This is a genomic window from Mycobacterium sp., from assembly GCF_036490025.1.
Lineage (GTDB): Bacteria > Actinomycetota > Actinomycetes > Mycobacteriales > Mycobacteriaceae > Mycobacterium.
The window spans coordinates 24,167-44,223 of the sequence record NZ_DASXEP010000202.1; the positions used below are offsets into that span (position 1 = coordinate 24,167).

The following is a 20,057-nucleotide window of genomic DNA, read 5'->3' on the forward strand; positions in this document are numbered from 1 at the left end:
AAAGATACTGCGGCTGCTGCCCGCTACGGGTTTACCGGCGCGGCGCGCCCCGCGGGTACCGGGCACGCGTCGACGGCGGCAGCCACCACCGGCGCACGCTCCGCCAGCCGGTCGCCGCTCTCGTAGTCGGCTCCGGTGATCACCGGAGCCGCTGCCAGCTCGGCGTTCTCGTCGGCGCTGAACGCACGCCCGCGCGATAAAAACCGCATCCCCTCGGGCGCTTCCAGGCTGAACCCGCCGCCACGGCCGGGCACCACGTCGATGACGAGCTGGGTGTGCTTCCACGCCTGAAACTGCGGGCCCGAGATCCACACCGGCACCCCGTCTGCTCCGCTGTCGAGCACCCCGAGCAGCACGTCGCGGTCGCCGACGATGAAGTCCCCGTCCGGGTAACACATCGGCGACGAGCCGTCACAGCAGCCTCCGGACTGATGAAACATCAACGGCCCGTGCTGGTTTTGCAGCTGACCGAGCAGCTTGGCGGCATCGGCGGTGATCACTACCCGGGGCGTCATCAGAAGAAGCCCTGCGCCTTTTGCGAGTAGGACACCAGCAGGTTCTTGGTCTGCTGGTAGTGGTCCAGCATCATCTTGTGGTTCTCCCGGCCGATGCCGGACTGCTTGTACCCGCCGAACGCGGCGTGCGCCGGGTAGACGTGGTAGCAGTTGACCCAAACCCGGCCGGCCTGAATGTCGCGGCCGGCCCGGTAGGCGGTGTTCCCGTCGCGACTCCACACTCCCGCCCCCAGGCCGTAGAGGGTGTCGTTGGCGATCGAGATCGCGTCGTCGTAGTCGGTGAACGACGCGACGGAGACGACCGGCCCGAAGATCTCCTCTTGGAAGATCCGCATCTGGTTGGTACCGGCGAAGATGGTGGGCTGCACGTAGTAGCCACCGGAGAGGTCACCGCCCAGCTCGGCGCGTTCCCCGCCGGTGATGATCTTTGCGCCTTCGTCTTTGCCGATCTCGATGTAGGACAACACTTTTTCCAGCTGGTCGTTGGAGGCCTGCGAACCGACCATCGTCTCGGTGTCCAACGGGTCGCCCTGCCGGACCGCCTTGGTGCGGATCGCCGCCAGTTCCAGGAACTCGTCGTAGATGTCGGCCTGCACCAGGCTGCGCGACGGGCAGGTGCATACCTCGCCCTGGTTGAGCGCGAACATGGTGAACCCTTCCAGCGCTTTGTCCTGGAAGTCGTCGTGGGCGGCCATCACGTCGGAGAAGAAGATGTTGGGGCTCTTGCCGCCCAGTTCGAGGGTGACCGGGATCAGGTTCTGGCTGGCGTACTGCATGATCAGTCGCCCGGTGGTGGTCTCGCCGGTGAAGGCGACCTTGGCGATCCGGTTGCTCGACGCCAGCGGCTTGCCGGCTTCGGCGCCGAACCCGTTGACGACGTTGACCACTCCGGCCGGCAGCAGATCGCCGATCAGCGACATCAGGTAGAGCACCGACACCGGCGTCTGCTCGGCGGGCTTGAGCACCACGGCGTTGCCTGCCGCCAGCGCCGGCGCCAGCTTCCAGGTGGCCATCAGGATCGGGAAGTTCCACGGAATGATCTGCCCGACAACGCCCAGCGGCTCGTGGAAGTGATAGGCGACGGTGTCGTCGTCGATCTGCGACAGCGAGCCTTCCTGGGCCCGGATGGCGCCCGCGAAATACCGGAAATGGTCCGCGGCCAACGGAATATCGGCGGCGAGTGCCTCCCGGATCGGCTTGCCGTTGTCCCAGACTTCGGCCAGTGCCAACGCATCGCGGTTCGCGTCGATGCGGTCGGCGATCTTGTTCAAGATCGCTGCCCGCTCAGCCGGCGCGGTCTTGCCCCATGCCGTCGCCGCGCCGTTGGCAGCGTCGAGCGCCTTGTCGACGTCCGACGCATCCGAGCGCGCCACCTCGCAGAACGGCTGGCCGGTGACCGGCGTCAGGTTCTCGAAATAGCGGCCGGCGCCCGGCGCGACCCACTCACCGCCGATGAAGTTGTGGTAGCGCGATTCAAAGGACATCAGCGCCCCGGCGGAACCCGGTCGTGCGAAGACGGTCATCGCCACTCCTCCTCGTTCGACGGTGTTATACAGCTCACACTACCGCCGCCGTCACAATGGGTTCCATGGCCGGTGATGAGGTGGACGACCGCTATTTGTGGCTGGAGGACGTCCTCGGTGAGCAGCCGCTGAACTGGGTGCGCAACCGCAACGATCCGACGGTGGCGCAGTTCGCCGGTGACGAGTTCGAGCGGATGCGCGCCGAAGCGCTCGAGGTGCTCGACACCGACGCCCGCATCCCCTACGTGCGCCGTCGCGGCGAATACCTGTACAACTTCTGGCGCGACGCCGCCAACCCGCGCGGGCTGTGGCGGCGGACCACGCTCGACAACTACCGTCGCGACGACACCGAGTGGGACGTGCTGTTGGACGTGGATGAACTGGCCCGCGTCGACGACGAGAACTGGGTCTGGTCAGGTGCCATTGTCATCGAGCCCGAGTTCACTCGCGCCCTGGTCAACCTGTCCCGCGGCGGCGCCGACGCCGTCGTCGTGCGCGAATTCGACATGCAGACACGCGAATTCATCGCCGACGGGTTCGAGCTACCGGAGGCCAAGACACAGATCGGCTGGGACGATCCGGACACCGTGCTGGTGGGCACCGATTTCGGCCCCGGCTCGCTGACCGAATCGGGCTACCCACGCATCGTCAAGCGATGGCGCCGCGGCACGTCGCTCGACGACGCGGAACTTGTCTTCGAGGGGGCGCGCACCGACGTCAGCGTGGGCGGTTCCGCCGATCGGACACCGGGTTTCGAGCGCACCTTCGTGTCTCGCTCCACCGATTTCTGGAACAGCGAGCGCTACGAACTGCGCGGCTCGGAACTGGTCCATATCGATGTTCCCTCCGACGTGAGCAGCATCTCGATCCACCGCGAATGGCTGTTGATCGAACCGCGCACCGACTGGACTTTCGGCACAACCACCTATCCGGCCGGCTCACTGCTGGCTGCCAACTACGACGAATTCATCAGCGGTGCACGGGAATTAACTGTTGTCTTCACACCTGACGCGCACACCTGCCTGCATCAGTACGCCTGGACACGCGACCGGCTGCTGCTCATCACGCTGGCCGACGTGGCCAGTCGGGTCGAGATCGTCTCACCGGGTAGCTGGGAGCGCGCAGCGCTTCCTGGCATTCCCCCGGCGACCGCGAGCGTGATCGTCGCTGCCGACGACACCGGTGACGAATTCTTTCTGGACTCCAGCGGATTCGACAGTCCATCCCGGCTGTTACGCGGCAACGGCGATGAGTCCCTGGAGCAGATAAAGGTCGCGCCGGGCTTCTTCGACGCCGAAAACCTCACCGTGCAACAGCATTTCACCACATCGAAGGACGGCACCGCGATCCCGTATTTCGTCGTCCGATCCGGTGACACCGAGGGCCCCGGCCCAACGCTGCTGTACGGCTATGGCGGGTTCGAGAACTCGAACACTCCCGGTTACAGCCCCGTATTGGGGCGGCTCTGGTTGGCCCGTGGCGGCACCTACGCGCTGGCCAACATTCGTGGTGGGGGTGAGTACGGGCCGCGATGGCACACTCAGGCGATGCGTGCAGGACGGCACCTGGTCGCTGAGGACTTCGCTGCGGTGGCAACCGATTTGGTGGACCGCGGTATCACCACCGTGCCGCAATTGGGTGCGCAGGGCGGCAGTAACGGTGGTCTGTTGATGGGCATCATGCTGACCAAGTACCCGGAGTTGTTCGGGGCGTTGGTGTGCCAGGTGCCGTTGCTGGACATGCGCCGTTTTCACCTGCTGCCGGCGGGTGCATCCTGGGTGGCCGAGTACGGCAATCCCGACGATCCGGATGACTGGGCGTTCATCGGCGAATACTCGCCGTATCAAAATATTTCGGCCGATGCCGACTACCCGCCGGTGCTGATCACCACGTCCACTCGGGACGACCGCGTGCACCCTGGGCATGCCCGCAAGATGACCGCGGCGCTGGAAGCCGCCGGCCACCGGGTCTGGTACTACGAGAACATCGAGGGCGGCCACGCCGGTGCGGCCGACAACGCGCAGATCGCGTTCAAGACGGCACTGTGTTTCGCGTTTCTGTGGCGGATGCTGGGTACATGACGGTGCACGCTGTGAAGGTGTGGTGTTGTGCGATGCGATTACCGTCCGTGCTGTGTGCGACGGTTGCCACGGTCGCGCTGGTGGCCGTGCCAGGCTGCTCCAAGGTCATCATCGGTAGCGCGGTCTCGGGCCCTCATCCGCCGGTAACCAAAATCAGTCAGTGCCAACATGTTTCGGCTCCCCTGACGTCGATCGAGGTGCACGCGGCCGGCGAGCCGCGCCTGCGGATCCCGCAGCCCCCCGGATGGGAGCGCGCGTCGATGCTGGACTCAGAGGTAATCCGTTTCACGATGAGAAACAAGGGCCTCTCGGCCGAAAACTTCATACCCGCCGCAGTGGTGACCCTCGAATCCGTAGCGGGCGAGTTCACCGATCACCAAACGATCTTCGACCAGGAACGTGCGGCGCTGGTCGAACGTCTTGGTGCCACCGGCTTGCACACGACGCAGACAACTCTCTGCGGTGACAAGGCTGAGCTCGTCGACTACGACGCCCCGGCCATGGGCCGGATTCCACCGCGCAAGGTAAAAACACTCATGGTGGCCGGCACCTTCAGCGACAGCACCTTCGTCGCGACCGTCACCGTCCAGTCCACCGACCCGGACAATGGCGTCTACGCCAGCGACACCGCGATGGTCCTGGCGGGGTTTCAGATGCTGCCGCCCGAAGGCGGCTAGCGCGGCATCCTCGTCGCTTTTCTCAAAAAGATTCGGGAAACGCCGCCGCCCAATCTTTCATGTGACTAGCCTGAGGTGTACCTTAATTTTTACTGAGACCCGGCGGTAGGACAAATCGAGGGAGGGTCGAGATGAACCCGGTGTTGGTGGGCGCATTGTCGGTGGCCAGCCCTCTGTTTGCGGTCGGAATGTACAAGCTGCAGGCGCGCCTCGAGCGGTGGGATGCCCAACGGCACGCCGAGGACTGACCTCAGCCGTCCCTAAGTGGTGCCGAGGCTCTTGACCCTCGAGTCCGGAGCGGCTTCGCTTCGGCTATGCCGACAACCGATTTTGAGACACTGCTGTATTCCACGGCGGGGACCGTCGCAACCGTCACGCTGAACCGCCCTGACTCGCTCAACACCATCGTTCCGCCGATGCCCGACGAGATCGAGGCCGCCATCGGACTCGCCGAGCGCGACCCCGCGGTCAAGGTCATCGTGCTGCGTGGCGCCGGCCGGGCGTTCTCCGGCGGCTACGACTTCGGCGACGGTTTCCAGCAGTGGGGCGAGGCGATGAACACCGATGGGCGCTGGGACCCGGGCAAGGATTTCGCGATGATCACCGCCCGTGAGACCGGGCCTACGCACAAGTTCATGGCGATCTGGCGGGCGTCCAAGCCGGTGATCGCCCAGGTGCACGGCTGGTGTGTCGGCGGAGGCAGCGACTACGCGTTGTGCGCCGACATCGTCATCGCCAGCAACGACGCCGTCATCGGCACCCCGTACAGCCGCATGTGGGGCGCCTATCTGACCGGGATGTGGCTGTATCGGCTCAGCCTCGCCAAGGTTAAGTGGCACTCGTTGACCGGCCGGCCGTTGACCGGCGTTCAGGCCGCCGAGGTCGAGTTGATCAACGAGGCGGTCCCCTTCGAGCGACTGGAGGCCCGGGTCGCCGAGATCGCCGCAGAACTGTCGCGAATCCCGTTGTCGCAGTTACAAGCACAGAAGCTGATCGTCAATCAGGCCTACGAGAACATGGGCCTGGCCTCGACCCAGACGCTGGGCGGCATCCTCGACGGCCTGATGCGCAACACGCCCGATGCACTCGATTTCATCCAGACTGCCGCGATCAAAGGAGTCCGGGCCGCCGTCGAACGCCGCGACGGGCCGTTCGGCGACTACAGCCAGGCCCCGCCGGAACTGCGGCCCGACCCTTCGCACGTCATCACGCCCTAGCGTGGGCGGATTCACAGTCGCGCAGGAGCCGATGCCGACCGGTTGGCCGTCATCGGGAAGAACGGCAGCGCGGCCAACGGAAACAACCCGCAGACCGCGAACGCAAATGGATAACCGGCCGTGGTGATCAACGCCCTGACGAGGTGTCACCGCCGTTCCTCACTGGCCGGGCGGCATCAGCACCGTGTCGATCATGTACACCGGCGCGTTTGCCGTGGGGACGCCGCCACACACCAGGCCGGCGTTGTTGACCTTGAGGCCGTCGCCGCTGCCCGTCACGTCCACCGGCGCTCCCTGAACGCTGGCGTGTGACCCGCCAACTTGCGCGGCACTCAGCTGCCCCGGCACGACGTGGTAGGTCAGAATGCTCTTCAACTTGTCCGAATTGGTTTTCAGCACATCGATGGTCGCGGCCGGTAGCTTGTTGAAGGCCGCGTCGGTCGGCGCGAAAACCGTGTACTGGCCGCTGTTGAGGATGTCGACGAGATTCACCTGCGGGTTGAGTTGACCGGAAACCGCCCGGTAAGCGTCGTGAGTTCGGGGTTGTTCGATGCGGCGGCCGCGACCGGATCTTGCGACATCCCGGACACCGAAGCGGGACCGTCCGGGTGCATTGCCGCATACCCCGCGCACCCCGCGCCAACCAGATTCGGCGCGGCCGCTGCGGGCGCGCACATGCCGAGGCTGATGCCTACCGCGGCGGCCGCCGCGAGACCAGTTGCTGGGACCGCCTTGCTATGGGTGTTCATCACTTTCCAGGCTCCTCAGTGTTGATAGCTGACACTGTTGGTTCGGAGCCGGACGTGCATTGGATGGGCAGCCGGACGAATCACCCGTAGGTGAAGGAAAATACTTGCAGCCCTTTGCTGGCACGCACATCGAGTGATCCGCGGGCGACGTCGTTGGCCGCAACGATCTGGCGTGATGTCGGCGGACCATCGACCGGCAACGTCGTCGTCTTCCCCCCGCGCGTCACCGCTAAAGTCCCGGTTCCGCCGACGACGATGTAGACATTTTTGGCGCGGTAGTTCAGTTCGATGCTCGAAGAATCGCTGTCGGCCGTCGCGCCCTGGTAGTCGAGTGCCCACGGTCCCTGGAGGGCGAAGGTGTCCTCGGGCAGCGTCGGCGGATACCCGAAGGTCGCGCGCCCCTCGTCGTACACGCCGTTTCCGGCGTAGTTGGACATCTTGCCCACCCCGAAGTACGTCTCGGGCGTCAGCCCACCGCGCGGGGTGGTGTCGGGTGCGCCCACCGGCGACGGTAGTGAAATCCCGGGCCGGGCGGTGGTGAGCAGCTCGCGGATCAGCTTCTCGGTGCCGTTGTAATCGCCTTCGCCGAACTTGGTGTGGCGCACCGAGCCGTTGGCGTCAATGAGGTATTCGGCGGGCCAGTACTGGTTGCGGTAGTTCGTCCACGTCGAGTAGCCGTTGTCCTGGGCGATTGGGTACGTGATGCCCAAGTCGGCGGCGCCCTGCTGAACATTGCTGGTGACCTTTTCGAAGGCGTACTCCGGTGTGTGCACACCGATGACCTCGAAACCTTTGTCGCGGTATGCCTTATACCAACCTTCGACGTGCGGGATGGCACGCTGACAGTTGATGCACGAGTACGCCCAGAAGTCGACGAGAACCACCTTGCCCCGCAGCGAGCGCAGGTCGACGGGACCGTTCCCCGGAGTGTTCAGCCATGCGGTGATGCCCTTGAGATCGGGCGCGGGCCCGCAATTCTGCAATTGCTGCGACCGGCTGTAGCAATTCGACAGTCCCTTGTTTTGGTCGTTGACGATGCCACCGAGTTGCTGCTGGACCTGCCGGTTACTGCCCAGCTTGTCCTCCAGCGAGTGGGTGTAATCCGGCAGCGCCCGCTGCAATGCCGCCGGCAGGTTGAACACTAACGCCACCGCCAGCAGGATCGTCACTACTCCTGCTATGACGCGAATCGCGCGCTGACGGCGCCGAAACGCACTGACCCGGTTGGCTATTCGCTGGCCGGCGAGGCCGAAGCACAACAGTGGTATCGCCGTGCCCACCGCGAACGCCAGGGTCAGCACCAGGATGGGTATGCCGATCTGCGCTGTCGCACCTGCCACCACAATCGCGGCCAGTACCGGTCCCGCACACGGGACATAGAGCACGCCCAGCGCCAAACCGAGACCAAAACCATTGGTGCGGGTGGCAATCCGCCGCTGCGGAAGACGCGCGAACGGCCGCTCCAGCAGTTCCTCGAAGCGCGGGAAGATCAAACCCAGCCCGATCGCCACCAATGCGACCAACGCCACCCACCGAATCGCGTCCTGTGGCAGGTGCAGTAACGACAGCAGTGCCGAGCCGACGAGGGTGACCAAGCTGAAGCTGAGCACCAGACCGGCGATCACCCGATACGGCCGCGACACGTCGCGTTCGGCTTTGACGGCGACGCCCCCGTCGGCCGTGAAGGTGGTTCCGGAGAAGAAGATCACCGGCAACACCGGCAGGATGCACGGCGAAATGCCGGTGATCAGGCCGCCGATCAAACCGATCAACGCGAGAGACACCATGGTCATTATTCGCCACCGGAGCCGTCCCGGATTGGTGGCCCTGTGTTAACAGCGATAGCGGCAGGCGCTACTGGCCGGGCGGCGGCACCAGCACAGTGTCGATCATGTACACCGTCGCGTTGGCGGTGTGCACCCCTCCGCACACCAGACCCGCGTCGTTGACTTTGAGGTCGTTGCCCTGACCGGTCACGTTCAGTTCGGCGCCGTGCAGCGTCTTGTGCATGCCGTCGACCATGCCCGGGCTCGACTGCCCTTGCACCACGTGGAAAGTCAGGATGTTCTTCAACATGTCGGCGTTGGTCTTGAGCTCGTCGATGGTGCCGGCCGGCAGCTTGTCGAACGCCGCGTTGGTCGGCGCGAACACCGTGTACTGACCGTTGTTGAGGGTGTCGACCAAGTTGACGTTCGGGTTCAACTTGCCCGACAGCGCCGTCGTCAAGGTCGACAGCTGCGGGTTGTTCGACGCCGCCGTGGCGACCGGGTCCTGTGCCATTCCGGTCACCGAAGCCGGACCGTTCGGGTGCAGCGCAGCGTAATCCGCGCAACCGGAACCGATCAGCCCGGACGCGGGGCCCGCCATGGCGCTGGTCGTGGCCGGCGCCATCGAGCTCATGGCCGGGCTCGCGCTGGTCTGCTGCCCGGACTGCGGCTTGTTGCTTGAACATGCCGAAAATCCCACCGCCGCGAGCGCCGCGAAGCCCACCGCAAGGGTCTTCCTCTGACTGTCCTTCATCACGCTTAACTCCTCTGTCAACGCGACGGACGCCGCCGCTTACGAATTGGACCCAAGGCATTCGGAGCAATCGGCGGCAGGTATGGGTCTCGTCATCGCTCGTCGTGACCGCGGTCCGTCATCCGCTGAGGCGTCCGCTCCGAATACGTCATGTGCGCGAAACCTGTCACCTATCCGTCGTCGACGACAGCGCGGAGATCGAATTCGACCGCCCCGCGCTGATCGCCGACCCCCCGCGCCCGGGCGCCGCTGATTCAGCATGCTGGCCAGAGGTGGTCGCGGTCCCTTCCGGCCCCGTGGCCGCCGCATCGGCGGTTGTCGCCGACCGGTTGCTCCGGCGCGCCGCCGCCGTGTTGCCGATGCGCCTGGTCTACCCGGACGGCACGGTGATCGGCGCCGGCGACGCGAATTCACCGGCGCTGATCATCAACGAGCCGGACCGGTTGGCCCGCCGGATGGGACGACATGGACTGGTCGGTTTCGGCGAGTCGTACATGGCAAGTGAATGGGAGTCGACAGACCTTGTCGCGGTGCTGACCATCCTGGCGACGCCACTACCCAAGATGGTCCCGGTGGGGCTGCGCCGGCTCAAAGCGATTGCCGTTGCCGCCCAGCCGCGTTCGCCACGACCCAGCCGGGAACAGCTGCGGCGCGACGTCGCCGCGCACTATGACGGCTTGTCCGGCGACTTGTTCGTCGAGTTCCTCGACGAGACCATGACGTACTCGAGCGCGCTGTTCCAGCGCCTGCCCGCGTGCTGGGGCGATCTGGCTGACGCGCAGCGACACAAGATCGACCGACTCCTGGACGCGGCCGGCGTCGGACCCGGGACCTCGCTGCTGGAGTTCGGCACCGGATGGGGCGAGTTGGGTATGCGCGCGGCCGCGCGCGGCGCCCGCGTCCGCTCCGTGAGCCCGTCGGAGCGCCAAGCGTGGTTGGGCCGCCAACGGGTGTCCGCCGCCGGTCAATCCGATCGAGTCCGCATCGACGTGTGCGATCATCGCGACATCGACGGATGTTATGACGCCGTGATTGCGGTGGAAATGATCGAGGCCGTGGACCACCGCTGGTGGCCTGATTTCCTGCGCACCCTGGGGCGATTGGTCAAACCCGGCGGCCCGGTGGTGATCCAGGCGGCCACCGTGCCGCACGCGCAGATGCTCGCCACCCGCAATAGCCAGACCTGGACCCAGAAATACATCTTCCCCGGGGCACAGATTCCGTCGGCTAAAGCTCTGCTCGAAATCATCCAGCAGCAGACCAGATTACGTCCGGTCGACATGCTCTCGCTGGGCGAGCACTATGCAGAAACACTGCGACTGTGGCGGGACCGATTCATGCAGCGCCGAAAGACGCTGGAGCACATCGGCTTCGACGAGATATTCGCGCGGATGTGGGAGCTGTACCTGGCGAACCGGGAGGCCGGATTCCGGTCCGGGAACCTCAACGTCTATCAGTGGACGTTCGTCAACGAAGCCGCGCCGTGATCGCCGACTTCGAAGCGGTGGGAGACCATCACCTGCGGGTATTCAAAGCCGACCCGAGCCATCGTGGTCGATCGGCGCGAAGATGACGACCGCGGTTGCTGAGCGGATAGGCTACCGACCGATGACCGAACCAAGGCACGGCAGCGAATTGGACTTGTTGCTGCCCCGGGTGGCACGTCGCGATGCCGACGCGTTCGCCGCTCTCTACGACCACACCCGGGCCCGGGTCTACGGATTGATCACCCGTGTGCTGCGCGATTCGGGCTACAGCGAGGAGACCACCCAGGAGGTGTACCTGGAGGTGTGGCGGACCGCCGAGGCGTACGACTCCGCCAAGGGCTCCGCGCTGTCGTGGCTGATGACCATGGCGCATCGCCGCGCCGTCGACCGGGTGCGTGCCGAGCAAGCCGCCGGCCGGCGGGAGTCGCGGTACGGCGCGGCCACTGTCGAGCGGCCCGGCGATCTGGTCGCCGATTCGGCGATCGCCGCTGACGAGCGCCGTCGGGTGGCGGCCTGCCTGGACTCGCTGACCGATGTGCAGCGGCAGTGCATCGAATTGGCCTACTACAGCGGGTTGACGTACGTCGAAGTCTCACAGCGGTTGTCGGCCAACCTGTCGACGATCAAATCCCGGATGCGAGACGCATTGCGCGGACTTCGCGGCTGCCTGGGTGTGCCATGACCGAGCCGACCGAATTCGACCTGCTCGGGCTGGCCACGCCGTACGCGCTGAACGCCATCTCCGACACCGAACGCGCAGCCATCGAACGGCAACTCGCTGCGGCGCCGGCCCCGGTCGCCGCCGCCTTCCGCGACGAGGTACGCGCCGTGCGCGAGACGGTGGCCGTGCTGTCGGCGGCGACCAGCGCCGAACCACCGGATCGTCTGCGCAGCGCGGTGCTGGCCGCCGCGCGCTCAGATATCGCCCCCCGGTCTCGTTGGCGCACAGCGCTATTGGCCGCAGCGGCTGCGATCGTGGTGGCATTGGCCGCGTTCGGCGCAGGAGTCGCACTGCGCCCAACGCCCAGACCGGCGATGGCCGAGCAGATCATGTCGGCACCCGACGTCCGAACGGTCTCCACCGATCTGGCCGGCGGAACGGCGACGGTGGTTTTTTCGCGGAACATGAATGCCGGTGTGCTGGTGATGAACAACGTCCCGCCACCGTCGCAGGGCACCGTCTATCAAATGTGGCTGGTCGGCGACAACGGCCCGCTCTCGGCGGGCACGATGGACACCGCCGCCGTCACGCCGTCGACTACCCACACGTTCGCCGACCTGGCGAACTCCAAGGTGTTGGCGTTCACCGTCGAGCCCGGCAACGGGTCACCGCAGCCGACCGGGAAGATCTTCGCCAAACTGCCGCTGAGTTAGCCGCGGGCGCCGGACTGGGTGATCCGATAACGTCGCCGCCAAGGGGGAACTGGTGTGACAACGATGGAAACGGATTACCTAGTCGTCGGCGCGGGCGCGATGGGCATGGCGTTCACCGACACGCTGGTTGCTGAGACCGACACGCAGGTGGTGCTCGTCGACCGCGGCCATGCGCCGGGCGGGCACTGGACCCAGGCGTATCCGTTCGTCCGGTTGCATCAGCCGTCGGCGTACTACGGGGTCAATTCCCGCGGGCTGGGCAGCGACTCCATCGACCAGCTCGGCTGGAATGAAGGGTTGTACGAACTGGCCACCGTCGGCGAGATCTGCGCCTATTTCGAACGAGTGATGCACCAAGACCTGCTGCCCAGCGGGCAGGTGTCTTACTTTCCGATGGCCGAGTATCTCGGCGATGGGCAATTTCGCACGCTGGCCGGCAGCGACCACACCGTCCACGTTCGCAAACGTGTGGTAGACGCGACGTATCTGCAGACCACGGTGCCCGCGATGCGGCCGCCGGCATACGACGTCGCCGATGGGGTCGACTGCGTGCCACCCAATGACCTGCCGGCTTTTGTCGCGAGGCGCGACCGCTTCGTCATCGTCGGCGCGGGCAAGACCGGAATCGACGCGTGTTTGTGGTTGCTGCGCAACGGAATTCCGCCGGATCGGTTGACCTGGATCATGCCGCGCGATTCGTGGTTGATGGATCGCGCCAACATCCAGCCCGGTCCGCAATTCCTGGAGCGGTTCCAGGCCGGTTTCGCCCAGCGACTGGTGGCGATCGAGGCCGCCACGTCGGTGGCGGACCTGTTCGAACGGTTGGAGGCGTGCGGCAATCTGCTGCGGCTGGATCCCACGGTGGAGCCCACGATGTATCGCTGCGCGAACGTGACGAGGACCGAACTCGAGCAGTTGCAGCGCATCCGCGACGTCGTGCGGATGGGACGCGTTGATCGCATCGAACGCGGCAAGGTGGTGCTGACCGACGGCGCGATCGCTGTCGATGGTTCGGCGCTATACGTCGACTGCAGTGCGGACGGGCTGGAAAAGCGGCCAGCTGAAACAGTTTTCGATGGCGACCTGATCACGCTGCAGAGCGTGCGCGGCTGCCAGCAGGCGTTCAGCGCCAGTCTGATCGCCCACGTCGAAGCGGTGTACGACGACGACGCGACGCGAAACCGGCTGTGCCGGCCGGTGCCGCACCCCAACACCGACCTGGACTGGCTGACCACGACGCTTGCCGAACAGCGCAACCAGATCAGCTGGTTCGAAGATGCCGACCTGACGAACTGGCTTTGCGCGGCGAGGCTGGACCTGATGCGGCACATGTACGCCCCGCTGATCGACAAGCCGCAGAAGGTGCGCAACAAAGTGTTCGGTCTGATCACCGCGGGACTGCGATCGGCCAACGAGAAGCTGGACGCCCTACTGAGCGAACACCTTTCAGCGCTTCCGCAGGCTGCCGAGGCCGGCCGCTAGAACGCCGAGCAGCACCAATATGCCGCCCGCGGCCAGCGTCAGGTCGAGCCAGTCATGCAGGCTGCTCCTGGCCTGGCCGACCATGACGTCAGCGATCCCGCGGATACCGCCGGTTGTGTTGTTCAGCGTGTCGTTGATGCGGTAACGAGCCAGTTCGATCGCGGCCCATCCCCCGGCGCCGACCAGCAGCGCAGAGATCCCGAGACCGGCCAGCGCCCGGGTGCGGCTGCGCGCGGCGGCCAGCGTCAGCAGCGCGCAGAAGCCGGTCAGCACCACCACGCCGATGGCGGCCCATAGACCCCACCTAGCCAGCGGCCGTAACTGGCCTGGCTGCAACACTTTCGGCGTCGATATAGTCACCGGGACCCGGACCGTGTCGGGCACCTGCACGTTGTAGCTCGCCAGCAACTGGACGAACGCGGTGTCTTTGAGCATCCCGGCCAAATCGACCACCCACTGGTCGCCGTCGGCCTGCGTGTGGGCGCCGGTAAACATCCAGTCGTGGGCCAGCCGGTTGGCGTCGGCGAACTGCGCCGGGAAGTCGGGACCGGCGGTGTACCCGGCGGCCACGGCATGGACTTGCACCGGGTCGACGTGTTGATCGCGTTGATTGATCAGAACCGTTGCCCTGGTGGCGAGTTCAGCTGCCACCGCCGCTTGCAGCGCCTGATCGCCCGCCGCTTTGCGGGCCATCGCGGTGTAGCCGTTGACGTCGATCACGTGGGTCTGCGTCCACACCGCGGGCACGGCAACCGCGAGCGCGACGGTGGTGCACAACCACAGCAGCGCCGTCAGCGCGAATCGCACGCAGTGGTCCTTGCCTGCACAGGTCCGCTACTTGGCGACGCGACGCGGACGCGACAACGCCATCTTGGTCATCATCTTGTTCATGCGCTTCAGCGCCTTGAGCGAATTGTGGTAATAGTTCTGGCCCGCACCCACATTGGTGCGAGGACCGACGACGGTCTCGACCCGACAGTACTTGCGCAGTCCTTCGGCGCCGCCGAACCGCGCCCCGATGCCCGATGTCTTCCACCCGCCCATCGGCGCGGTCGTGCACATCAGGTTGGTGATCACGTCGTTGATGTTGACCGCACCGCAATCGAGCTGCAATGCAATCTCTTTGGCGCGGTCGAAGTCCCGGGAGAACACCGAGGCACTCAGCCCGTATTCGCTGTCGTTGGCCAACCGGATCGCTTCCTCCACCGATCCGACCTTCATGATCGGCAACGTGGGGCCGAAGGTCTCCTCGGTCATGCACGCCATCGAGTGGTCCACATCGACGAGCACGGTGGGCGGGTAGAAGGTGCCCGACGTGTCCGTGCGCTGACCTCCCGTCAATGCCCGCGCACCGGCCGCCACGGCCTCGCGGACGTGGCGTTCGGTGACCGCCAGCTGCTGCTCGTCGATCAGCGCGCCAAAGTTGTGTCCCTCGCCGGCCCCGACCTGCAACGCCTGCACGTCGCGGACCACGGCCTGGACGAATTGGTGATACACCCGCTCCAGCACGTAGACCCGCTCGACCGAGACGCAGGTCTGCCCGGCGTTGAACATCGCTCCCCACACCGCGGCGTGCGCGGCGAGATCGACGTCGGCATCCTCGAGAACGAGCATCGGGTCCTTGCCGCCCAGCTCCAGGCTGACCGGCGTCAACCGGCGGGCAGCGCGCTCCATCACTTTGCTTCCGGTGGCGCACGAACCGGTGAACTGAACGTAATCGGCGTTGTCGACGACGGCCTCGGACACGGCGCGGGCACCCTGCGCCACCGCCAGCACGTCGGGCGCGCCGGATTCCAGCCAGCCTCGCCGCAGCACCTCGGCGGTCAGCGGGGTGCGCTCGGACGGCTTCAGCAACACCGCACATCCCGCGGCCAGCGCGCCGATGCCGTCCATCAGTGCGTTGGCCACTGGGTAGTTCCACGGCGCGATGATGCCGACGACCGGCCGCGGCCGGTAATGGACTGTGACCTTCTTGATCGCCATGAACGGCAATGCCGCCGGCCGGCTTTCGGGCTCCAGCGCCTTGCCCATCGTCTTGATGTAGTACGACAGGATCATGATCAGCATCGGCACTTCCTGTGCCGCGTCGACGGCGGATTTGCCGGTCTCTTTGATCAGCAGCTCTTCGATCTCGCCGCGATGCTCGCCCAGCCATACCGCGAAGCGGGCCAGCGCCTTGGCACGGCCCGTGGCTCCGCGCTGCTCCCATTCGCGTTGAGCGGCGCGCAGCCCCGCAGCGATGGCGTGCACGTCAGCGGGGTTGGTCCACTGCACCTCCCCCGCGATTGCGCCGTTCGCGGGATTGTGGATGGTGCCGGTGCCGGAAAACTCGGTGGTGCTCGGGGCGACGTCGGGAGGCTTGATGGCGGTCATAGGGGCAATGGTAGACGGGTGACTGTGACGTGTGTCTCGCGGCTTCGACGGGTGTCAAGTTCGCCGAATCAGGGCGCGATACCCAGCACGTAGGCGGCCTGACCGAGATGCTGGGCGCAATCGTCGATGATGCTGACCAGACGGGCGCTGGCAGTCACCGGCGGATCCCAGTTGCGGTCGATGACGCGCGTCAAGTCTTCCGCGGTGATCCCGGCGACGAACTCGAGGGTCACCTTGTGCACCGCGTGGTAGTAGCCGGCCAGCAGATCGGCCGGCGCATGCACCTTGGCCACCTCCGCCGGGCCGTGGTCGTAACCGGTGTCGTTGCGCGGCAGGTCGAGACCGAACCGGTCAACCCACCCGCGGGCCGTCCACACCTCCTCGATCCCGGCGATCGGGGCAAGTTGGACGTCTTGGACTCGCGCGCTGTGCCAGATCAGCCAGGCGATGCTGTTGGCGTCCGGGCTCGGCCGATAGTTGGCCTGGTCGTCGGTCAGGCCGGCGGTGATCTCGTCGACATGCTCGATCAGCCGAGTGAACGCGTCGCGCAACAACTCTCGAACCGCAGCGTCAGGATTGTCCATACTCGGCGACCCTACGCGCGGCAGCGGGCCTCGACATGGTTGCCGTCGGGATCCGAAGTGATCCTGGCCTCAGCCACCCGCCGGTCGTAGATTATTTAGATGACCTACGACTTGATCATTCGCAACGGCACCATCGTGGACGGGCTGGGAGGCGAGCCGTACGTCGGTGACGTCGCCGTGCGCGACGGGCTGATCGCCGCAGTCGGTTCAGTCAACGGAGCGGAGGCCAAGCGGGAAATCGACGCGACCGGGCAGCTGGTCACGCCCGGCTTCGTCGACCTGCACACCCACTACGACGGCCAGTCCATCTGGTCGGAACGGCTGACGCCGTCGTCGGCGCACGGGGTGACCACCGTGGTGATGGGCAACTGCGGCGTCGGGTTTGCGCCGTGCCGCCAGGAAGACCACGACGTGCTGGTCGATGTGATGGCCGGGGTCGAAGACATTCCCGGTGTCGTGATGACCGACGGCCTGCCGTGGAACTGGGAAACGTTCCCGCAGTACATGGACGCCCTCGACGCGGGCAAGCGCGACATCGACGTCGCCGCCTACCTGCCGCACTCGCCGCTGCGGGTCTACGTGATGGGTCAGCGCGGCGCCAACCGCGAGCCGGCCACCGCCGAGGACCTGGCCACGATGCGGGTGCTGGCCAAGGAGGCCATCGAGGTCGGCGCGCTGGGCTTCGCGTCATCGCGGTTGACCATCCACAAAACCGAGAGCGGTTCACCGATCCCCAGCTACGACGCGGGCCGCGAGGAGATCGAGGAGATCGCGCGCGGTGTCGTCGACGGCGGCGGTGGCCTGTTGCAGTTCGTGCCCGATATTCCGGCGGGCGGCTACCAGCCGGTGCTGCAGACGGTGTTCGACGTGGCCGAGGATGTCGGATTGCCGGTCACCTTCACCCTGGTCGTCGGCAACGCCGGCGACCCGACCTGGCCGGACGCCATCACGATGATCGAGAAGGCGAATGGAAGGGCGGGCGGCGGCGACCCTCAAGTCACCGCGCAGCTGTTGCCGCGCCCGATCGGGCTGATCATCGGGCTGCAGCTGACCGCCAACCCGTTCGTGCTGTACCCCAGCTACCGCGAGATCGCGGATCTGCCGCTGGCCGAGCGCGTCGCCGAGATGCGCAAACCCGAGGTCCGCGCGCGCATCCTCGCCGACAAGCCCGGCGTCGGGCACCCGATCCTGTTCGTCACCCAGATGTGGGACTGGATCTTCCCGCTGACCGACAACCCCAACTACGAGCCGGACCCGTCGGACAGCATCGGTGCGCGGGCCCGCGCCAAAGGGGTGAAGCCAATGGAAGAGGCCTACGACCGGCTGCTCGACGACGACGGGCGCGCCATGCTGCTGGTCGCAACCAGCAACCTGGAGAACAACTCGCTGGACACCGTCGGCGAGCTATTGCACCGTGACGACGTCGTGCTCGGTCTCGGCGACGGCGGCGCGCACTACGGAATGATCTGTGACGCAAGCTATTCGACGTACTTCCTGACGCACTGGGCGCGCGACCGCAAGTCCGGCCGGTTCGAGGTGCCCGAAGCCGTGCGCCGGCTCACCTCGGTGCCGGCCCGCGTTGCGGGGCTCGGCGACCGCGGCCGCATCGCTGTGGGGTACAAGGCCGACCTCAACGTCATCGACCATGCGGCGCTGAGGATCCACAAGCCGGTGATCACTCACGACCTGCCCGCCGGTGGCCGCCGTCTCGACCAGACCGCCGACGGTTACGTGGCCACGATCGTCTCCGGTGAGGTGATCGCCGAGAACGGTGTGCCCACCGACGCGCGGCCCGGCAAGCTGGTCCGCGGCCGGCAGCCGGTTCCTGCCTAGCCGGACAGGGCGTCGAACAAGGCGGCCAACTGGTCCGGCGACACCGACGTGTTGCACCGGCCGCGCAGGTCGAGCAGCGGCTGGGCGATGTTCTTCAGCTCCAGAGCCTCGCCGGGATGGCCGAGAAAGTATCCCCGCACCGATGACTTCGCGTCGGCCGGCGCTTGGTTGACCGCGGCGGTCAGGACGTTGTTGGCATCGGGATGGCCGTCGAGGTACCCACTGGCCGAGTTCAGTACCCCGCTGGCGGTCGCAGCCACCCCGCTGGCCGAGCATGGGTCGGGCGCAGCACCGGCGGACGGCGCGATGACAACGCAAAGAAGGCAGCCGGGGATTACTCCAAAGATAGTGCGCCATAACGATTTTCTCACCGTGCCGTCCCTTCGTCCCCGACATTTCGAATCTTCAGTCAAGCAGTTGTGCCGCCAACCGAAAAACCCGGCCCCACCTGGGGACCGGGCTTCTCGTTGTCTGACGCGGACTTGAACTAGAAGTCCATGCCGCCCATGCCACCGGTCGGGTCGCCGACGGGAGCGGCGGCCTTCTCCGGCTTGTCTGCGACGACGGCCTCGGTGGTCAGGAACAGACCCGCGATGGACGCCGCGTTCTGCAGCGCCGAACGAGTCACCTTCACCGGGTCGGCAACGCCGGCCTTGAGCAGGTCCTCGTACTCACCGGTGGCGGCGTTCAGGCCGACGCCGGGCTTCGCGTTGCTGACCTTCTCGGCGACAACGCCGGGCTCGAGCCCACCGTTGAAGGCGATCTGCTTCAGCGGAGCCGACAGCGCCACGCGGACGATGTTGGCACCCGTTGCCTCGTCACCCGTCAGCTTCAGCTCGTCCAGAGCCGGACCCGCCTGCAGCAGGGCCACGCCACCACCGGCGACGATGCCCTCCTCGACGGCAGCCTTGGCGTTGCGGACCGCGTCCTCGATGCGGTGCTTGCGCTCCTTGAGTTCCACCTCGGTGGCGGCACCGGCCTTGATCACCGCAACACCGCCGGCCAGCTTGGCCAGGCGCTCCTGCAGCTTCTCGCGGTCGTAGTCGGAGTCGCTGTTCTCGATCTCGGCGCGGATCTGGGCCACCCGGCCGGCGATGGCGTCGGAGTCGCCGGCGCCCTCGACGATGGTGGTCTCGTCCTTGGTGATGACGACCTTGCGGGCCTTACCCAGCAGCGAGATGTCGGCGGTCTCGAGAGACAGACCGACCTCTTCGCTGACGACCTGACCACCGGTGAGGATGGCCATGTCCTGCAGCATCGCCTTGCGACGGTCACCGAAACCGGGGGCCTTGACCGCCACCGACTTGAAGGTGCCACGGATCTTGTTGACTACCAGGGTGGACAGCGCCTCTCCCTCGACGTCCTCGGCGATGATCAGCAGCGGCTTGCCGCCCTGGATGACCTTCTCCAGCAGGGGCAGCAGGTCCTTGACGGTCGACACCTTGGAGCTGACCAGAAGGATGTAGGGGTCCTCCAGGACGGCTTCCTGACGCTCGGCGTCAGTGACGAAGTAGCCCGAGATGTAGCCCTTGTCGAACCGCATGCCCTCGGTGAGCTCGAGCTGCAGGCCGAAGGTGTTGGACTCCTCGACGGTGATGACGCCCTCGTTGCCGACCTTGTCCATCGCCTCGGCGATCAGGTC

The 20,057-nt window shown here is 66.0% G+C and carries 17 protein-coding genes and 1 pseudogene; 8 read left to right on the forward strand and 10 right to left on the reverse strand.

Annotated features, from left to right (window positions below; genetic code table 11):
- Window positions 1-23: 23 nt before the first annotated feature.
- Both VGG53_RS23840 and VGG53_RS23845 read right to left on the reverse strand, forming a co-directional pair.
- Window positions 24-515 carry a DUF779 domain-containing protein gene (locus VGG53_RS23840; protein ID WP_331520592.1) on the reverse strand — a complete coding sequence of 164 codons (492 nt, stop codon included), beginning with the start codon at window positions 513-515 and terminating at the stop codon, window positions 24-26.
- Window positions 515-2,038, reverse strand: a complete 1,524-nt coding sequence (locus tag VGG53_RS23845; RefSeq protein ID WP_331520593.1) for an aldehyde dehydrogenase family protein — start codon at window positions 2,036-2,038, stop codon at window positions 515-517. Before VGG53_RS23845 ends, VGG53_RS23840 begins: the two co-directional genes overlap by 1 nt.
- Before the next feature lie 56 nt (window positions 2,039-2,094).
- Between VGG53_RS23845 and VGG53_RS23850 the strand changes: the two genes are divergently transcribed.
- The 3 genes from VGG53_RS23850 to VGG53_RS23860 all read left to right on the forward strand — a co-directional run bounded on the left by VGG53_RS23850 (window position 2,095) and on the right by VGG53_RS23860 (window position 6,013).
- Window positions 2,095-4,119, forward strand: a complete 2,025-nt coding sequence (locus VGG53_RS23850) for a prolyl oligopeptidase family serine peptidase (protein ID WP_414689049.1) — start codon at window positions 2,095-2,097, stop codon at window positions 4,117-4,119.
- Between the two features lie 32 nt (window positions 4,120-4,151).
- Complete coding sequence (locus VGG53_RS23855) at window positions 4,152-4,796, forward strand: hypothetical protein (RefSeq protein WP_331520595.1); 645 nt, start codon at window positions 4,152-4,154, stop codon at window positions 4,794-4,796.
- Between the two features lie 314 nt (window positions 4,797-5,110).
- Entirely contained in the window at window positions 5,111-6,013 is a 903-nt protein-coding gene (locus VGG53_RS23860; RefSeq protein ID WP_331520596.1) for a crotonase/enoyl-CoA hydratase family protein, read from the forward strand.
- Window positions 6,014-6,172: 159 nt separating this feature from the next.
- Here the strand turns inward: VGG53_RS23860 and VGG53_RS23865 are convergent.
- The 3 genes and pseudogenes from VGG53_RS23865 to VGG53_RS23875 all read right to left on the reverse strand — a co-directional run bounded on the left by VGG53_RS23865 (window position 6,173) and on the right by VGG53_RS23875 (window position 9,282).
- Window positions 6,173-6,762 (reverse strand): annotated as a pseudogene (locus VGG53_RS23865) (fasciclin domain-containing protein).
- Between the two features lie 80 nt (window positions 6,763-6,842).
- Window positions 6,843-8,549, reverse strand: coding sequence for a cytochrome c biogenesis protein DipZ (locus tag VGG53_RS23870; protein ID WP_331520610.1), 1,707 nt, complete (start codon window positions 8,547-8,549; stop codon window positions 6,843-6,845).
- 67 nt (window positions 8,550-8,616) lie between these two features.
- Entirely contained in the window at window positions 8,617-9,282 is a 666-nt protein-coding gene (locus tag VGG53_RS23875) for a fasciclin domain-containing protein (protein ID WP_331520597.1), read from the reverse strand.
- Between the two features lie 218 nt (window positions 9,283-9,500).
- On the opposite strand from VGG53_RS23875, the gene VGG53_RS23880 reads away from it, so the two are divergent.
- The 4 genes from VGG53_RS23880 to VGG53_RS23895 all read left to right on the forward strand — a co-directional run bounded on the left by VGG53_RS23880 (window position 9,501) and on the right by VGG53_RS23895 (window position 13,625).
- Window positions 9,501-10,769 (forward strand): class I SAM-dependent methyltransferase, encoded by a 1,269-nt coding sequence (locus VGG53_RS23880; protein WP_331520611.1) that lies wholly within the window; start codon window positions 9,501-9,503, stop codon window positions 10,767-10,769.
- Between the two features lie 121 nt (window positions 10,770-10,890).
- On the forward strand, window positions 10,891-11,451 hold the full coding sequence (sigK, locus tag VGG53_RS23885; protein ID WP_331520598.1) for an ECF RNA polymerase sigma factor SigK: 561 nt from the start codon (window positions 10,891-10,893) through the stop codon (window positions 11,449-11,451).
- Window positions 11,448-12,143, forward strand: a complete 696-nt coding sequence (locus tag VGG53_RS23890) for an anti-sigma factor (RefSeq protein WP_331520599.1) — start codon at window positions 11,448-11,450, stop codon at window positions 12,141-12,143. The genes sigK and VGG53_RS23890 overlap by 4 nt, the downstream gene beginning before the upstream one ends.
- Window positions 12,144-12,206: 63 nt before the next feature.
- Entirely contained in the window at window positions 12,207-13,625 is a 1,419-nt protein-coding gene (locus VGG53_RS23895; protein ID WP_414689051.1) for an NAD(P)-binding protein, read from the forward strand.
- Here the strand turns inward: VGG53_RS23895 and VGG53_RS23900 are convergent.
- From VGG53_RS23900 to VGG53_RS23910, 3 genes are all read right to left on the reverse strand, one after another.
- Window positions 13,590-14,432 carry a hypothetical protein gene (locus VGG53_RS23900; protein WP_331520601.1) on the reverse strand — a complete coding sequence of 281 codons (843 nt, stop codon included), beginning with the start codon at window positions 14,430-14,432 and terminating at the stop codon, window positions 13,590-13,592. The genes VGG53_RS23895 and VGG53_RS23900 overlap by 36 nt on opposite strands.
- 27 nt (window positions 14,433-14,459) lie before the next feature.
- Complete coding sequence (locus VGG53_RS23905) at window positions 14,460-15,998, reverse strand: aldehyde dehydrogenase family protein (protein ID WP_331520602.1); 1,539 nt, start codon at window positions 15,996-15,998, stop codon at window positions 14,460-14,462.
- Window positions 15,999-16,066: 68 nt separating this feature from the next.
- A complete protein-coding gene (locus tag VGG53_RS23910; protein WP_331520603.1) occupies window positions 16,067-16,582 on the reverse strand; it encodes a mycothiol transferase in 516 nt (171 codons plus the stop codon).
- 99 nt (window positions 16,583-16,681) lie between these two features.
- Here VGG53_RS23910 and VGG53_RS23915 point away from each other — a divergent pair, with 99 nt between their 5' ends.
- Window positions 16,682-18,415 carry an N-acyl-D-amino-acid deacylase family protein gene (locus tag VGG53_RS23915; protein ID WP_331520604.1) on the forward strand — a complete coding sequence of 578 codons (1,734 nt, stop codon included), beginning with the start codon at window positions 16,682-16,684 and terminating at the stop codon, window positions 18,413-18,415.
- On the opposite strand, the gene VGG53_RS23920 is transcribed toward VGG53_RS23915, so the two are convergent.
- Together VGG53_RS23920 and groEL are read right to left on the reverse strand one after the other, a co-directional pair.
- Complete coding sequence (locus VGG53_RS23920; RefSeq protein WP_331520605.1) at window positions 18,412-18,786, reverse strand: heme-binding protein; 375 nt, start codon at window positions 18,784-18,786, stop codon at window positions 18,412-18,414. The genes VGG53_RS23915 and VGG53_RS23920 overlap by 4 nt on opposite strands.
- Window positions 18,787-18,902: 116 nt before the next feature.
- The coding region (gene groEL, locus VGG53_RS23925) for a chaperonin GroEL (protein ID WP_331520606.1) at window positions 18,903-20,057 on the reverse strand (1,155 nt) is incomplete at its 5' end.

Coding starts and splice junctions, on each gene's coding strand:
- VGG53_RS23840 (WP_331520592.1), bottom strand. CDS start 515: ATGACGCCCCGGGTAGTGATCACCGCCGATGCCGCCAAGCTGCTCGGT.
- VGG53_RS23845 (WP_331520593.1), bottom strand. CDS start 2,038: ATGACCGTCTTCGCACGACCGGGTTCCGCCGGGGCGCTGATGTCCTTT.
- VGG53_RS23850 (WP_414689049.1), top strand. CDS start 2,095: ATGGGTTCCATGGCCGGTGATGAGGTGGACGACCGCTATTTGTGGCTG.
- VGG53_RS23855 (WP_331520595.1), top strand. CDS start 4,152: ATGCGATTACCGTCCGTGCTGTGTGCGACGGTTGCCACGGTCGCGCTG.
- VGG53_RS23860 (WP_331520596.1), top strand. CDS start 5,111: ATGCCGACAACCGATTTTGAGACACTGCTGTATTCCACGGCGGGGACC.
- VGG53_RS23870 (WP_331520610.1), bottom strand. CDS start 8,549: ATGGTGTCTCTCGCGTTGATCGGTTTGATCGGCGGCCTGATCACCGGC.
- VGG53_RS23875 (WP_331520597.1), bottom strand. CDS start 9,282: ATGAAGGACAGTCAGAGGAAGACCCTTGCGGTGGGCTTCGCGGCGCTC.
- sigK (WP_331520598.1), top strand. CDS start 10,891: ATGACCGAACCAAGGCACGGCAGCGAATTGGACTTGTTGCTGCCCCGG.
- VGG53_RS23890 (WP_331520599.1), top strand. CDS start 11,448: ATGACCGAGCCGACCGAATTCGACCTGCTCGGGCTGGCCACGCCGTAC.
- VGG53_RS23895 (WP_414689051.1), top strand. CDS start 12,207: ATGGAAACGGATTACCTAGTCGTCGGCGCGGGCGCGATGGGCATGGCG.
- VGG53_RS23905 (WP_331520602.1), bottom strand. CDS start 15,998: ATGACCGCCATCAAGCCTCCCGACGTCGCCCCGAGCACCACCGAGTTT.
- VGG53_RS23910 (WP_331520603.1), bottom strand. CDS start 16,582: ATGGACAATCCTGACGCTGCGGTTCGAGAGTTGTTGCGCGACGCGTTC.
- VGG53_RS23915 (WP_331520604.1), top strand. CDS start 16,682: ATGACCTACGACTTGATCATTCGCAACGGCACCATCGTGGACGGGCTG.